Source organism: Streptomyces coeruleorubidus (assembly GCF_028885415.1).
Classification (GTDB): domain Bacteria; phylum Actinomycetota; class Actinomycetes; order Streptomycetales; family Streptomycetaceae; genus Streptomyces; species Streptomyces coeruleorubidus_A.
The window spans coordinates 2,035,827-2,050,517 of sequence record NZ_CP118527.1 but is presented as its reverse complement, the minus strand read 5'-3'; the positions used below and the strand labels follow the sequence as shown (position 1 = coordinate 2,050,517).

Annotated in this window: 14 protein-coding genes; 7 read left to right on the top strand and 7 right to left on the bottom strand. The window is 71.1% G+C overall.

The genetic code is table 11. The features are described from left to right. Positions 1–61 precede the first annotated feature (61 nt). Both PV963_RS09555 and PV963_RS09550 read right to left on the bottom strand, forming a co-directional pair. The gene (locus tag PV963_RS09555; protein WP_274815220.1) at positions 62–772 is read right to left on the bottom strand and encodes an ArsR/SmtB family transcription factor; all 711 of its coding nucleotides are present in this window, start codon (positions 770–772) and stop codon (positions 62–64) included. 58 nt (positions 773–830) lie between these two features. Further along, a complete protein-coding gene (locus tag PV963_RS09550) occupies positions 831–1,472 on the bottom strand; it encodes a TetR/AcrR family transcriptional regulator (protein WP_274815219.1) in 642 nt (213 codons plus the stop codon). A gap of 77 nt (positions 1,473–1,549) precedes the next feature. Here PV963_RS09550 and PV963_RS09545 point away from each other — a divergent pair, with 77 nt between their 5' ends. The 3 genes from PV963_RS09545 (at position 1,550) to PV963_RS09535 (ending at position 3,733) form a co-directional block, all read left to right on the top strand. After that, positions 1,550–2,701, top strand: a complete 1,152-nt coding sequence (locus PV963_RS09545) for an acyl-CoA dehydrogenase family protein (protein ID WP_274821982.1) — start codon at positions 1,550–1,552, stop codon at positions 2,699–2,701. Positions 2,702–2,760: 59 nt separating this feature from the next. Next, positions 2,761–3,021, top strand: a complete 261-nt coding sequence (locus PV963_RS09540) for a YiaA/YiaB family inner membrane protein (RefSeq protein ID WP_274815218.1) — start codon at positions 2,761–2,763, stop codon at positions 3,019–3,021. 70 nt (positions 3,022–3,091) lie between these two features. Beyond that, positions 3,092–3,733 (top strand): TetR/AcrR family transcriptional regulator, encoded by a 642-nt coding sequence (locus PV963_RS09535; RefSeq protein WP_274815217.1) that lies wholly within the window; start codon positions 3,092–3,094, stop codon positions 3,731–3,733. A 10-nt stretch (positions 3,734–3,743) separates the two neighbouring features. Here the strand turns inward: PV963_RS09535 and PV963_RS09530 are convergent, their stop codons facing one another. Further along, the gene (locus PV963_RS09530; protein WP_274815216.1) at positions 3,744–4,205 is read right to left on the bottom strand and encodes a MaoC family dehydratase; all 462 of its coding nucleotides are present in this window, start codon (positions 4,203–4,205) and stop codon (positions 3,744–3,746) included. Positions 4,206–4,326: 121 nt separating this feature from the next. Between PV963_RS09530 and soxR the strand changes: the two genes are divergently transcribed. Then, positions 4,327–4,797 (top strand): redox-sensitive transcriptional activator SoxR, encoded by a 471-nt coding sequence (gene soxR, locus PV963_RS09525; protein WP_274815215.1) that lies wholly within the window; start codon positions 4,327–4,329, stop codon positions 4,795–4,797. Between the two features lie 99 nt (positions 4,798–4,896). Here soxR and PV963_RS09520 read toward each other — a convergent pair whose 3' ends face one another. Further along, positions 4,897–5,637, bottom strand: coding sequence for a 3-keto-5-aminohexanoate cleavage protein (locus PV963_RS09520; RefSeq protein ID WP_274815214.1), 741 nt, complete (start codon positions 5,635–5,637; stop codon positions 4,897–4,899). A 91-nt stretch (positions 5,638–5,728) separates the two neighbouring features. Beyond that, the gene (locus tag PV963_RS09515) at positions 5,729–6,331 is read right to left on the bottom strand and encodes a hypothetical protein (protein WP_274815213.1); all 603 of its coding nucleotides are present in this window, start codon (positions 6,329–6,331) and stop codon (positions 5,729–5,731) included. 265 nt (positions 6,332–6,596) lie between these two features. Between PV963_RS09515 and PV963_RS09510 the strand changes: the two genes are divergently transcribed. After that, entirely contained in the window at positions 6,597–9,395 is a 2,799-nt protein-coding gene (locus PV963_RS09510) for a penicillin acylase family protein (protein ID WP_274815212.1), read from the top strand. Positions 9,396–9,416: 21 nt separating this feature from the next. On the opposite strand, the gene PV963_RS09505 is transcribed toward PV963_RS09510, so the two are convergent. Then, positions 9,417–10,733, bottom strand: coding sequence for a serine-threonine protein kinase (locus tag PV963_RS09505; RefSeq protein WP_274815211.1), 1,317 nt, complete (start codon positions 10,731–10,733; stop codon positions 9,417–9,419). A gap of 107 nt (positions 10,734–10,840) precedes the next feature. Then, positions 10,841–12,076, bottom strand: coding sequence for an exo-beta-N-acetylmuramidase NamZ family protein (locus PV963_RS09500; RefSeq protein ID WP_274815210.1), 1,236 nt, complete (start codon positions 12,074–12,076; stop codon positions 10,841–10,843). Between the two features lie 152 nt (positions 12,077–12,228). On the opposite strand from PV963_RS09500, the gene PV963_RS09495 reads away from it, so the two are divergent. Continuing rightward, positions 12,229–13,002: an SDR family oxidoreductase gene (locus tag PV963_RS09495; RefSeq protein ID WP_274815209.1), complete on the top strand. Its 774-nt coding sequence runs from the start codon at positions 12,229–12,231 to the stop codon at positions 13,000–13,002. Then, entirely contained in the window at positions 12,999–14,663 is a 1,665-nt protein-coding gene (locus PV963_RS09490) for a class I adenylate-forming enzyme family protein (RefSeq protein ID WP_274815208.1), read from the top strand. Before PV963_RS09495 ends, PV963_RS09490 begins: the two co-directional genes overlap by 4 nt. The last annotated feature ends 28 nt before the right edge of the window (positions 14,664–14,691 follow it).

Sequence of the window (14,691 nt, the reverse complement as noted above, 5' to 3'; positions counted from 1 at the left end):
GCTCGCGAATTTCGGACGGGGCGTCCACGGCCCGTCGGGGCTGTCCGGCGAGACTTCGGGGTCAGCGCAGCGCCACGGCCTGCACGCCCAGCAGCTCGAACAGGGCCCGTTCACCGCCCGCCGTCACCTTCACGGCCCGCTCGGAGCCGATCCGCACGCACCACCCCGTCTCCAGGGCGTGCCGGCACAGGGCCGCGCCCGCGACGCCCGCGAGATGAGGCCGGCGTTCGGTCCAGTCGAGACAGGCCCGGGCCAAGGGGCGCCGGCCACGCCGGTCGAGACCGATACCGGCCGACTCGAACCACGCCAGCCCGGCGTCGGTGAGCGCGAACCCGGTCTCCTGTTGCAGCAGCCCGCGCGCCGTCAGCGCGTCCGTGACCGCGATGCCGAGCCGCCCGGCGAGATGGTCGTAGCAGGTGCGCCCCCGGGCCATCGCCGAACCGGCGCTCGACTCCCGCAGGTTCCGCGGCCGTACGGCCCTGTCCGGTGCGACCTGCGCCGCCAGGTCCTCCACCAGCTGCGCGACCCGCGTGTCGGCCAGCCGGACGTACCGGTGCCTGCCCTGCCGCTCCTCGGCGAGCAGACCGCCCGCGACGAGCCTGCCGAGGTGCTCGCTCAGCGTCGACGCGGCGACACCCGCGTGCCGAGCCAGTTCGCTCGCGGTCCAGGCCCGCCCGTCGAGCAGCGCCAGCAGGCATGCGGCCCGGGTCTCGTCCGCGAACAGCGCCGCGAGCCGTGCCAGGGCCGTGGCCTGCGGGTCCCTCGTCGTCATGACCCCAGCATGGAACACGGACACTTCGGCCGTCGCCGAACTGTCTGACTCGGCGTTGCTACGCGGTCCGCCGCACCTGCTCGTACTGCCGTGCCAGCCCGTCCAGCAGGGCCGTCAGCCCGGTCTCGAAGGCCCGCTCGTCGATCTTCTCCTGCTGCTCGGCGAGGAGATGAGCCTGCTGGAGGTGGGGGTAGTCGGCGGGGTCGTAGGCGCTCGCGTCGTCCACGAAACCCCCGGCGAAGGAGCCGAGCGCGGAGCCCATGACGAAGTAGCGCATCAGGGCGCCGATGGACGTGGCCTGGGCCGGCGGCCAGCCCGCCTCGACCATCGCGCCGTAGACGGCGTCCGCCAGGCGCAGGCCCGCCGGGCGGCGGCCGGGGCCGCGGGCCAGCACCGGGACGATGTTCGGGTGGTCGCGCAGCGCGGCCCGGTAGGAGACGGCCCAGTCGTGCAGCGCGGTCCGCCAGTCCCGGCCGTCCTGGAACATCGTCAGGTCCACCTGGCCGCTCACCGAGTCGGCGACCGCCTCCAGGATCTCGTCCTTGGTGCGGAAGTGGTTGTAGAGCGAGGGCCCGCTGACCCCGAGTTCGGCGGCGAGCCGGCGGGTGGAGACGGCCGCGAGGCCCTCCGCGTCCACGAGCGCGCGGGCCGTCTCGACGATCCGGTCGGTGCTGAGCAAGGGCTTGCGCGGTCGGGCCATGGCGCACATAGTAGGGCTGCCGATCGAAACTAGCAGTGCTAATTTAAATGTACGGCTTTCAAGTGGAGTGACCTGTGGTGAACCTGGAGCTCAGCGAGGAGCAGACCGCCGTACGGCAGCTCGCCCGGGACTTCGTGGAGCGCGAGATCGCCCCGAACGCCGTCGCCTGGGACCGCGCCGAGGAAGTCGACCGCGCGATCGTCAAGAAGCTCGGCGAGGTCGGCTTCCTGGGGCTGACGATCGACGAGGAGTACGGCGGCTCCGGCGGCGACCACCTCGCGTACTGCCTGGTCACGGAGGAACTCGGCCGGGGCGACTCGTCCGTGCGCGGGATCGTCTCCGTCTCGCTGGGGCTGGTCGCGAAGACCGTCGCCGCCTGGGGGAGCGAGGAGCAGAAGCGGCGGTGGCTGCCGGGGCTCACCTCCGGCGAGTCGGTCGGCTGCTTCGGCCTGACCGAGCCGGGCACGGGCTCGGACGCGGGCAACCTCGCGACGCGGGCGGTGCGGGACGGCGACGACTACGTCATCAACGGCACCAAGATGTTCATCACCAACGGCACCTGGGCCGACGTCGTCCTGCTCTTCGCCCGCTCCACCGACGCCCCCGGTCACAAGGGCGTCTCCGCCTTCCTGGTCCCCACGGGCACGCCCGGCCTGACGCGCCGCACGATCCACGGGAAGCTCGGGCTGCGCGGCCAGGCCACGGCCGAAATCGTGCTGGAGGACGTCCGGGTGCCCGCCTCGGCGCTGCTGGGGGAGGAGGGCAAGGGCTTCTCGATCGCCATGTCCGCCCTCGCCAAGGGCCGGATGTCGGTCGCCGCGGGCTGTGTCGGCATAGCCCAGGCCGCGCTGGACGCGGCCGTGCGGTACGCGGGCGAGCGCGAGCAGTTCGGGAAGACCATCGCCCACCACCAGCTGGTCCAGGAGCTGATCAGCGACATCGCCGTGGACGTCGACGCCGCCCGGCTGCTGACCTGGCGGGTCGCCGACCTGATCGACCGGGGCCTGCCGTTCGCCGTCGAGTCGTCCAAGGCGAAGCTGTTCGCCTCGGAGGCGGCCGTCCGAGCCGCGGGCAACGCGCTCCAGGTCTTCGGCGGCTACGGCTACATCGACGAGTACCCCGCGGGCAAGCTGCTGCGCGACGCCCGCGTGATGACCCTCTACGAGGGCACGAGCCAGATCCAGAAGCTGGTCATCGGGCGGGCGCTGACGGGCGTTTCGGCGTTCTGAGTACGCCTCTGAGTATTTCGGCGGATGTGGCGCGGGCCACGTCCGCCGAAGCTTGCCCCATGAGCGACACACCGGGCAGCAAGCAGCAGAACACGGCCGCCTTCTACGGCCAGGCCGTCGCCTCCTTCGCCGTCGCCATGGCGGCCACCGCCATCGGCATCTACCAGCTGAGCGCCGACGCCTGGGTGCGGGGCTTCCTCGCGATCGCCGTCCTGTACCTGGTCACCTCCTCCTTCACCCTCGCCAAGGTGATCCGGGACCGTCAGGAGGGGCCGACGCAGCCGGCGGCGCCCTCGTACGCCCCTTTCGAGAAGCGCTGAGCTGCCGCACTAAGCGCTCGCTCACCTTCGGCGGTATGGTGTTGTCCCTGTCGGTGGAGAGGGGCGAGTGATGAGTACGGCGGAGGAGACGGCCGGCGGCGAGGCGCAGGCGTGGGGCGAGGTCACGCCCGATGCGGCGCGACGGCTGCTGATCGCCGCGGTGGAGGCCTTCGCCGAGCGCGGGTACCACGCCACGACGACCCGGGACATCGCGGGTCGCGCCGGAATGAGCCCGGCCGCGCTCTACATCCACTACAAGACCAAGGAAGAGCTGCTGCACCGCATCAGCAGGATCGGCCACGAGAAGGCCCTGGAGATCCTGCGGACGGCGGCCCGGCGGGAGGGTACCGCCCGCGAGCGCCTGGCAGGTGCGGTCAGCTCCTTCGTCCGCTGGCACGCCGGCGGACGCACCACCGCCCGGGTCGTCCAGTACGAGCTGGACTCGCTCGGTCCGGACGCCCGCGACGAGATCCTCGCGCTGCGGCGGCAGTGTGACGCCGAGGTGCGGGCGATCATCGAGGACGGCGTGGCGGCCGGTGAGTTCGACGTCGTGGACGTGAAGGGCACGACCCTGGCCGTTCTGTCGCTCTGCATCGACGTGGCCCGTTGGTTCAACGTCGACGGGCCGTGGACGCCGGACGAGGTCGGCGCGCTGTACGCCGACCTCGTGCTGCGGATGGTGGGGGCCGGGGGAGAAGACGCCCGCCGGTAGCCCGCCGGGGTCAGAAGTAGTAGCGGGCGACGGACTCGGCGACGCACACGGGCTTGTCGCCGCCCTCGCGCTCCACGGTGAAGGCGACGGTCACCTGGACACCGCCGGGCACGTCATCGACGCCGGTGATCGTCGCGGTGGCGCGCAGCCGGGAGCCGACGGGGACGGGGGAGGGGAAACGGACCTTGTTCGTCCCGTAGTTGACGCCCATCTTCACGCCCTCGACGGAGATCAGCTGCGGTCCGAAGAGGGGCAGCAGCGACAGCGTGAGATAGCCGTGGGCGATGGTGGTGCCGAAGGGCCCCGCCGCGGCCTTCTCCGGGTCGACGTGGATCCACTGGTGGTCGCCGGTGGCCTCCGCGAAGAGGTCGATCCGCTTCTGGTCGATGTCGAGCCAGTCGGTGTACCCCAGTTGCTCGCCCACCGCCGACTTCAGGTCGTCGACGGACGTGAAGATCCTCGGCTGTGCCATGTCCCGGCCTCTCGCGTCAGGAAGTCTGCGTGCGCTCGTATATCTAAGCGACTGCTTAGCATGGTCGGCTGTGGGGGCCGTGTCAACGGACCCGGGAGGGTCGATCGGTAGGGTTCGAAAGGTGCCCCAGATTTCAGAGAAGATCCACGAGCTCACGGTCGGCCAGCTGTCGGCGCGCAGCGGGGCCGCCGTCTCCGCCCTGCACTTCTACGAGTCCAAGGGCCTGATCAGCAGTCGCCGCACTTCGGGCAACCAGCGCCGCTACTCGCGTGACACGCTGCGCCGGGTCGCCTTCATCCGGGCCGCGCAACGGGTCGGCATCCCGCTGGCGACGATCCGTGAGGCGCTGGCGGAGCTTCCCGAGGAGCGGACGCCGACCCGGGAGGACTGGGCGCGTCTCTCCGAGGCCTGGCGCTCGGAGCTGGACGAACGCATCAAGCAGCTGAACCGCCTCCGCGACCACCTCACCGACTGCATCGGCTGCGGCTGCCTCTCCCTCGACACCTGCGTGCTGTCCAACCCGGGCGACGTCTTCGGCGAACGCCGCACGGGCTCCCGCCTGATGGTCGACAGGGGCCGGGCGTCCGCTTAGTGCTGCATGCGCGCTTAGCTGCGGGCAGTCGTGCCGCTTGGGGCGGCACGGGTGGGCGCAGCGGCGCCCCGCTCCGCCGGGCTGCGGACCCACCCGGCCTCAGCGGCCACGCCGAGCACCCCGCCGACCTGCCTCGTACTCCACCAACCCCGCCGCGACCAACTCCGCATTGGACCCGGCCAGTCGTCCCGTCGGCAGACGCAGCACATCTTCCGCCCCGACCCGCGTGGCCAACCCCAACCGCCCCGCAAGCCGCAGCACCGGCCACGCACCCCCGTCCTCCCCGTGCAGCAGGACAGGACGCCCATACGCGGCACCAAGGCCGGACAACAACCCCCGCGCGGAGGCCACCGCACTCGAAGGGTCGGTATCCGTCACCTCGGCCAGCACCCTCAGCACCTCCGGCCCCAGCGGCGAGGCAGCGAACCGCTCCGCACCGTCCGTCCCGGACCAGATGCCGGCCTCCACACCCACCCCGAGATCCAGGAGCAGGGCGGCAACCTCCTCCGCCCCGGGCTCATGCCAGTTGACCGAGGCGTGGTCGGGCAGGACGGTCCAGCTCCGTATCCGCTCCAGCCTGGCGGCAGCGTCCGGCTCGGCCCACGCCCCCGTGGTCACACCCACCGGCACCGACACCCGCGCCCGAATCGCCGACAACGTCACCGCAAGCACCCGCGGTGACAACGTGTCCCGCCCGCAGGGCGTCTTGGGATGGACATGGATGTCCGTGGCCCCGGCCGCGACGGCGTCGGCCGCGGAGTCGGCCATGGACTCGGGAGTCAGCGGCACCGCCGTACCGTCGGCGGCGGTCCGCGGACCGTTCAGACACGCCTGCACCATGTCCTGATGGTGCCAGTCACCACTGACAGCCGGCCCCGGCGACGACAGTGGGGTGCGGCATCCCCGGCGCACCCCCGCGCACCCGCATTCGTCAAGCCGACACCAACAACCTCGCCCGCCTGGCGTCCGTCAGGGCCTCGGGCGTGAGGACCGGACGCGGTACGAGAATTCCGCAGTCCGTGCAGACCGGACCCGCCGAAGGCTCGTGGTCCAGGTCGTACTTCCAGGCGAGTTGCTCCCCGCCGCACACCGGGCACCCCGAGCCCGGTTCGCGCTCCAGCGCGGCGATCAGCCGGCGCAGCACCTCGGCCAGCGGTTCACGGGGATGGACCGCCGGATCGTCGCACCACGCCACGCCGAAACCGCCCCAGGTCAGCCGGTGCCAGTCGTCCACACTGCCCGGCCGGCGCAGTCCGTCGTGCTTCTCCTTCTTGCGGCGCTCGGCGAACTCGACCTCGTAGGCCAGCCAGACCGCCCGCGCCTCCTCCAGTTCGTCCAGTGCGGCCACGAGCCGCGCCGGATCGGGGGACCGGTCCTCGGGACCGAACCCTGCCCGGGAACACAGATGGTCCCAGGTCGCCCTGTGCCCGTAAGGGGCGAACCTCTCAAGGCACTTGCGCAGCGAATAGCGCCGCAGTGCCAGATCGCACCGCGGATCGCGGACCTGTCTCGCCAGACTCCGGAAACCGGCCATCGTCCTGCACCTCCGTCACACCTGCACCTGAAATCCGGTCACTTCGGCGTCGTCGTAAGGACGTCGCCGAATAGACGTATCGACAAGCGAATCGGCTCCATCCGATTTCAAATGGCCTCCATAAGCGGTCCGACGAGGCCCTGAGTCGACTGCCGTGGTCCGTGTGCCTGTTGTGCTGACTCCAAAAAGTGACGCTTGTTCATCTTCAAAGCCGGGGATACCGGCGGTAACATCCCGCCCACCCCCGTCGGGAGGAGCCCCCCACATGCCACGGCGTAACCCACGCACCGTTCTCGACAGAATGAGAACTCCCCGCGGAATCCCCGGGTTCCTGAAGACCGCATCGGTATGCGCGCTGATCGCAGGTCTTTTGTCGCCGTTGTCACACGCGGCCGCCTCGGAGACGGAGACCGCGCAGACCACGGCGATGGCGAACGACTACTGCGGCAACCAGTGTTCGGACATACTCCCGCCCGGCCAGAACGGCAACGCCACCCTCGCGCAGATCCTCCTGAACCAGGCCTTCGGCACCCAGCCCGAGCACGCCGAGGACCAGCTCGGGCCGTATGCCAACCTCGCCAAGGGGTACACCGGCCTCACCAACGACAAGATCAACAACTTCTTCAACGACGCGTCCTTCGGGGTCCCGGCCGATCAGGTCGCCTCCACCGTCAAACCCGCCGGGCGCGGTGACGTGACGATCGTCCGGGACAAGAAGACCGGTGTGCCGCACATCACCGGTACCACCAGGTACGGCACGGAGTTCGGCGCCGGCTACGCGGCCGCCCAGGACCGGCTGTGGCTGATGGACGTCTTCCGGCACGTCGGGCGCGGTCAGCTCACCTCCTTTGCGGGCGGCGCGCCCTCCAACCAGGGCCTGGAACAGCAGTTCTGGCGGCACGCCCCGTACTCCGAGGCCGATCTCCAGGCACAGATCGACAACGCCGTCGCCACCAACGGCGAGCGCGGCAAGCTGGCCCTCGCCGACGTCAAGGCCTACCTCGACGGCATCAACGCCTACATCGACGCCTCCGACAGCGGCCGGTACTTCCCCGGGGAGTACGTCCTGACCGGGCACAAGGACTCGGTCACCAACGCCGGGAAGATCGAGCACTTCAAGATCACCGACATGGTCGCCCTGGCGTCCGTCATCGGCGCGCTGTTCGGCTCCGGCGGAGGCGGCGAGGTCAACAACGCCCTCTCGCTCCTGGCCGCTCAAGAGAAGTACGGCGTCGCCGAGGGCACCAAGGTGTGGGAGTCCTTCCGCGAGCGCAACGACCCGGAGGCCGTCCTCACCCAGCACGACGGCAGCTTCCCGTACGCGACCAAACCGGCCGACCCGCAGGGCCGGGCCCTGCCCGACGCCGGCTCGGTGACCCAGGAACCGCTGGTCCACGACCGTACGGGCAGCGCGGCCGGCTCAAACGCCACCAGCGCCTCCCGGGAGGCGGCGAAGACGGCCCTGTCGTCCGCCAAGCGCGGCATGTCCAACGCCCTCGTGGTCAACGGCGAGCACACCGCCAGCGGCCACCCGGTCGCCGTGTTCGGCCCGCAGACCGGCTACTTCGCGCCCCAGCTGCTGCTGCTCCAGGAACTCCAGGGGCCGGGCATCAGCGCCCGCGGCGCCTCCTTCGCGGGTCTGAGCATGTACGTCGAACTCGGCCGCGGCCAGGACTACTCGTGGAGCGCCACTACCTCCGGCCAGGACATCATCGACACGTACGCCGTCGAGCTGTGCCAGGACGACTACCACTACCTGTACCGCGGCACCTGCACGCCGATGGAGAAGGTCGAGCGGAAGAACGCCTGGAAGCCGACGGTCGCCGACGGCACGGCGGCCGGCTCGTACACGATGCGCGTCTGGCGCACCAAGTACGGACCCGTCGAGTACCGCGCGACGGTCGGCGGCAAGAAGGTCGCCTACACCTCCCTGCGCTCGTCCTTCCTGCACGAGGCCGACTCCATCATCGGCTTCCAGATGCTGAACGACCCGGAGTACGTGAAGGGCCCGGAGTCGTTCCAGAAGGCGGTGCAGCACATCAACTACACCTTCAACTGGTTCTACGTCGACTCCGAGCACACCGCGTACTACAACAGCGGCGACAACCCGGTGCGCGCGAACGGCGTCGACCCCGAGTTCCCGGTCTGGGCCCGGCCGGCGCACGAGTGGCGGGGCTGGGACCCGGCGACCAACACGGCCGACTACACCCCACCCTCCGCCCACCCCAACTCCATCGACCAGGACTACTACATCTCCTGGAACAACAAGCAGGCCAAGGACTACACGGCCGCGCCCTGGGGCAACGGCTCCGTGCACCGCGGCAACCTCCTCGAGGACCGGGTGAAGAAGCTGGTCCAGCAGGGCGGGGTCACCCGGGCGTCGCTGGTGAAGGCGATGGCGGATGCCGGGGTCGCCGATCTGCGGGTGGAGGACGTCCTGCCCAAGCTGCTGAAGGTCGTGGGCAGTTCGCCCGTCACCGATCCCACCGTGGCAGCAGCCGTCAGCAAGCTCCAGGCGTGGGTCGCCGCGGGCGGCAAGCGCACGGAGACCTCGGCCGGTTCCAAGAGGTACGCCGACGCCGACGCGATCCGCATCCTGGACGCCTGGTGGCCGCTGCTGGTCAAGGCCGAGTTCGAACCGGGCCTCGGCAGCGAGCTGTTCGAGGCGATGACCGCCAACCTCCCCGTCGACGAGTCCCCGTCCGCCTCCCACGGCCCGACCGGGTCGCACGCCGGAAGCTCCTTCCAGTACGGCTGGTGGAGCTACGTCGACAAGGACATCCGGGCCGTGCTCGGCGAGCAGGTGCGGGGACCGCTGGCCCGCGAGTACTGCGGCGGCGGAGACCTCGGCGCCTGCCGTGACACCCTCGTCAGCACCCTGAAGGAGGCGGCCGGCAAGACCGCGGCCCAGGTCTACCCGGGCGACGACGTGTGCTCGGCGGGCGACCAGTGGTGCGCCGACTCCATCAACCACCGCACCCTCGGCGGCATCAAGCACGGCAAGATCAGCTGGCAGAACCGGCCGACCTACCAGCAGGTCGTGGAGTTCACCTCGCACCGGTGACGCAAAAGGGCGGGCGGCGGGTCAGCGGATGCGGCCCGCCGCCAGCACCAGCCGGGCCAGCTCCTCGTGCAGGATGTCGCTGTGCGCGCCGGCGGGCGGGCCACCGCGTCTGACCACCGCCGCCGCGTCGACGTTCACACACCCCGAGGCGGGCAGCTTCGCCCGCAGGGCCTCGGCGAGGGTGTACGCGCGCGTGCCCGGCACCGCCTGCACCCCGCCGTAGCCCATCGCACCCCACTTGGCGCCCAGCGCCCGCCCGATGCCGAGGCCCGCGACCGAGCGGCTGTCGCCCGCCATACGCGAGGCCAGCGGATACATCGTGCCCAGGGCCGAGTCGTGCCGGGAGTGGCAGCACACCAGGGGACCGTCGACGCGGTTCTGCTGCCCCTGGAGCACCCCTCCGGCACGGGCGTCGTGCGGCAGCCGGGTCGCGAACGCGTAGTGCGAGAACGCCCCTTGGAGCAGCGTCACCGACTTCACCGTGCGCACGCCCTCGGCCAGGCCGCGCAGCGCGAACGACACCAGCCGTGCGCCGAAGCTGTGCCCGACGAGGTGCACGCGCACGCCCGGCGCCGCCTTCGCGAGCTGCCCGAGGACCCGGCCGAGACCGCGCTCACCGACCGTTCCCGCGCGGCGCTTCATCGCGTAGTACGTCGCCTGCCGCAGCAGCTCGTGCGCGCCCTCCCAGGGGTTGGGGAGGCCGAACCCCTGCTGCGCACCGGGCGCTTCGAGGCCCGCCAGCGCCCGCGCGAACTCCTCGCAGGCCGCCGCCGAGGAGCCGGCGAACATCTCCGGCTCGCTCTGCGGTACGCCCTCCGCCACCGTGTCCGCCGCGAACAGCGCCTGCGGCCCGGGCGCCACCACCTCCACCAGCAGCCGCACCAGCCGCCCGAACTCCTCCAGTTCGGCCTCCTCCGGCGGCTGCTGCTCCAGCAGCCGGGCGATCTGGTCGACCAGGATCGCCCGGCCCGGGAAGGACTCCAGCAGCGCGTGCCGCGTGTCCTTGTCGAGCACCGGGCGCCGGGGTGCCCCGGCCGCCACGGCCCGCGGGAAGTCGGGGATCGGCTCGTCGGAGAACCGCATCGCCGGCCACAGCACCCCGACGTACCCGATCCGCGCGGCCGGGGCCAGCCGCGGGACTGGCGCCAGGAACCGGTCGTAGAGCCGGGTCGCACCCGAGCGGTCGTTGTTCCAGCCGTGCGCGAAGACCACGAGGTCGCGCACCTTGTGTTCGGTCACCCCGGCGAGCAGCCGGTCGCGCCGGCGGCCCTCCGGGTCCCCGTCCGCGTCGAAGGTCAGCTCCCAGTAGGGAGTCACACTCATCGCCGGATCCGCCATGACAGGCCCCCTGTTCCCCCGGGTGACGCGCGCGATGTGGCGCATCGTCCTGCCAACGGGGGAGCTTGGCCATACGTCACGGGCGCATTGGGCGCGCGATTCCGTGCTCAGCGGTAGAGGAGGTACTTCCGCCGCATCCTCCGGAACGCCGCCAGCTCCTCCTGCCACCCCGCCACGACCTCGTCGGTGTCCGCGCCCGCGTCGATCATCGTGCGCACGCGCGCGGAGCCGGTGAGTTTGTCGATCCAGTTGTCGGAGCGCCAGGCGAACCCGCTCCACACCCTCCTGGCGGTCACGAGCAGGGCGATCCCCGTCCGTACGGGATCGAAGACGTCCCGGTCGTGCACATGGACCTGCACACCGCCGATCGTCCTGCCCTGGAACTTCGAGAAGGTGGGCGCGAAGTACGCCTCCCTGAAGCGCACGCCGGGCAGGGCCAGTTCGTTCGCGGCGGCGGCCCAGCGCCGGTCGATGCCCTCCGCGCCGAGCAGCTCGAACGGCCGGGTCGTGCCGCGTCCCTCCGACAGGTTCGTGCCCTCGAACAGACACGTCCCCGAGTACACCAGGGCCGTCTGAGGCGTCGGCATGTTCGGGCTCGGCGGCACCCAGGGCAGCCCGGAGGCGTCGTAGAAGTCCGAGCGCCTCCAGCCCGACATCGGCACGGTCTCCAGCGGTACCGGCTCGGTCAGGAACTCCTCGTTGAACAGCCGTGCCAGCTCCGCGACGGTCATCCCGTGAGCCTGGGAGATCGGCTGCCGCCCGACGAACGTGGCGAACTCCTTGTGCAGCACGGGCCCCAGCGCCGCGCGTCCGGTCACCGGGTTGGGCCGGTCCAGGACCACGAACCGCTTGCCGGCGAGCCGCGCGGCCTCCATGCAGTCGTACAGGGTCCAGATGTACGTGTAGAAGCGGGCGCCGACGTCCTGGATGTCGAACACGACCGTGTCCACGCCGGACGCGGTGAAGATGTCGGCGAGCGGCCGGCCGCTCTTGAGGTACGTGTCGTAGACGGGCAGGCCGGTCGCCGGGTCGTCGTAGCGGCCCTCGGAGCCGCCGGCCTGGGCGGTGCCGCGGAAGCCGTGTTCGGGGCCGAAGACGGCGGTGAGGTCGACGCGGTCGTCCTCGTGCATGACGTCGACGATGTGGTGGACGTCGCGGGTTGTGCCGGTGGGGTTGGTGACGATGCCGACCTTTTGGCCGTCGAGCAGGGTGTAGCCGTCGTGGGCGAGTCGTTCGAAGCCGGTGCGGAGTTGTCTGGGGCGTGGGGCCGCGGTTGCGGTGGGTGTGGCCGAGACGGCTGCTGCCGTGGCCGCCGTGAGTAAGGCTCGTCTTGAAGGGCGCATGGGGTGGCCTCCGTGATCCGTTTTGTGCCGATTTCGTTGTGGCTGGTCGCGCAGTTCCCCGCGCCCCTAAGGGTGTTGCGGTGGGCCCTTCCTTGAAACATACCGACCAGTTAGTCTGGCGCAGCACAGCCGAGTCGCGTCGAGGGAGACCGATGGTGGAAGCCGTTGAGGGTGCTGGAGTCGTGGTCACGGGCGCTGGTGGTGGTATCGGGGCTGCCCTCGCCCGGCGCTTCGCCGCCGAAGGGGCCCGGGTTGTCGTCAACGACCTGGATGCCGCGCGAGGGCAGGCCGTTGCGGACGAAATCGGGGGGATCGCCGTGCCCGGTGATGCCTCGGCGATAGTCGGCGCGGCCCGGGACGCCCTCGGCGGGACCGTCGACGTCTACTGCGCCAACGCCGGCGTCGCCTTCGAAGGTGGTGACGCCGACGGGCCGCTGGACGAGAAGGCCTGGGCGACCTCCTGGGACGTGAACGTCATGGCGCATGTCCGGGCCGCTCACGAACTGCTGCCCGACTGGCTGGAGCGGGGCAGCGGCCGGTTCGTCTCCACCGTCTCCGCCGCCGGGCTGCTCACCATGATCGGCGCCGCGCCCTACGCCGTCACCAAGCACGGCGCCCTCGCCTTCGCCGAGTGGCTGTCGCTGACGTACCGGCACCGGGGAGTGAAGGTCCACGCCATCTGCCCGCAGGGCGTACGCACCGACATGCTGGCCGCCACCGGCAGCGCGGGCGACCTGGTGCTCCAGCCGACCGCGATCGAGCCGGAGGCCGTGGCGGACGCCTTGGTGAAGGGCATCGAGGAGGACCGGTTCCTGATACTGCCGCACTCCGAGGTCGCCGCGTACTACCAGGCCCGGGCCGGTGACCCCGACCGGTGGCTCACCGGCATGAACCGCATCCAGCAGCAGTGGGAGGAGAGCCGGTGACCGAGTCCCGTTACGCGGCCAAACCCTGGCTGGACCTGCTGAGCGACGCCCAGAAGGGCGCGATAAGCCCCGCGGGCTCCCTCGTGCACGCCCTGCGCCGGGCCGTGGCCGAGACGCCCGACGGCGACTTCCTGGCCTACTTCGACGGCCGCCTGACCTACCGGGACGTCGACGAGCTCAGCGACTCCGTCGCCGGGCATCTCGCGGCGCGCGGACTGGAGCGCGGCGACCGGGTCGCGGTACTGCTCCAGAACTCCCCGCACTTCGTGCTCGCCGTGCTGGGCGCCTGGAAGGCGGGCGCGGTCGTCGTGCCCGTCAACCCGATGTACAAGTCGGGCGAGGTGGCCCACGTCCTGCGGGACGGCGAGGTCGCCGCGCTGATCTGCTCGGACCGGGCGTGGGAGTCGTATCTGCGCGAGACGGCGGCGCACTCGCCCGTGCGGATCGTGCTCACCGGCTGCGAGCTGGACTTCCAGACGCGGGGTGACGCGCGCGTGCTGACCTTCGAGCGGCTGCCGCAGGCCCCGGACGCGGACGACCTGGTGGCCGTGGCGCGGGCCGGCGACAAGGCGCCCGAGGGGCGTGACCCCGCTCCCTCCGACATCGCGCTGATCAGCTACACCTCGGGCACCAGCGGCACGCCCAAGGGCGCCACCAACACGCACGGCAACATCATGTACAACGCCGAGCGGCAGCGGACCGGACTGGGGCTGCCCGAGCGGCCCGTCTACTTCGCGCTGGCGCCGCTGTTCCACATCACCGGCATGGTCTGCCAGTTCGGCGCCTGCCTGAACAGCGCGGGCACGCTCGTGCTGGCCTACCGCTTCGAGGCCGGCGTGGTGCTCGACGCGTTCGCCGAGCACCGGCCGCACTACACCGTCGGCCCGTCCACGGCCTTCATGGCGCTGGCCGCCCACCCGTCCGTCAGCCGCGACCACTTCTCCTCCTTCCGGGTGATCTCCTCCGGCGGCGCCCCGCTGCCGCCCGCGCTGGTGGAGAAGTTCCGGGCGGGCTTCGGGCCGTACATCCGCAACGGCTACGGCCTGACCGAGTGCACCGCGCCCTGCGCCTCCGTGCCGCCCGGCCTTCAGGCGCCCGTCGACCCGGTCTCCGGGACCCTCGCGGTCGGCCTGCCCGGCCCCGACACGGTCGTACGGATCGTCGACGACAACGGCGACGAGGTCCCCTTCGGCGCGCAGGGCGAGATCGTCGTCCGGGGCCCGCAGGTCGTGCCCGGCTACTGGCGGCGCCCCGACGCCACCGCCGAGACGTTCCCCGGCGCCGAACTGCGCACCGGCGACATCGGCTTCATGGACGAGCAGGGCTGGCTGTACGTCGTCGACCGCAAGAAGGACATGATCAACGCGTCCGGCTTCAAGGTGTGGCCGCGCGAGGTCGAGGACGTGCTCTACACGCACCCGGCGGTGCGCGAGGCCGCTGTCGTCGGCGTGCCCGACGGGTACCGCGGAGAGACCGTCAAGGCGTACATCAGCCTGCGTCCGGACGCCGACACGGACCCGGATGCACTCGCCGCGTACTGCAAGGAGAGACTGGCCGCCTACAAATATCCGCGCCAGGTGGAGATCCTGCCGGACTTGCCGAAGACGGCCAGTGGGAAGATCCTCCGTCGGGAGCTTCGTTCCCGGACACAAGGCAACTGACAGCAGTACGGAAAGGCAGGTGGCGGCA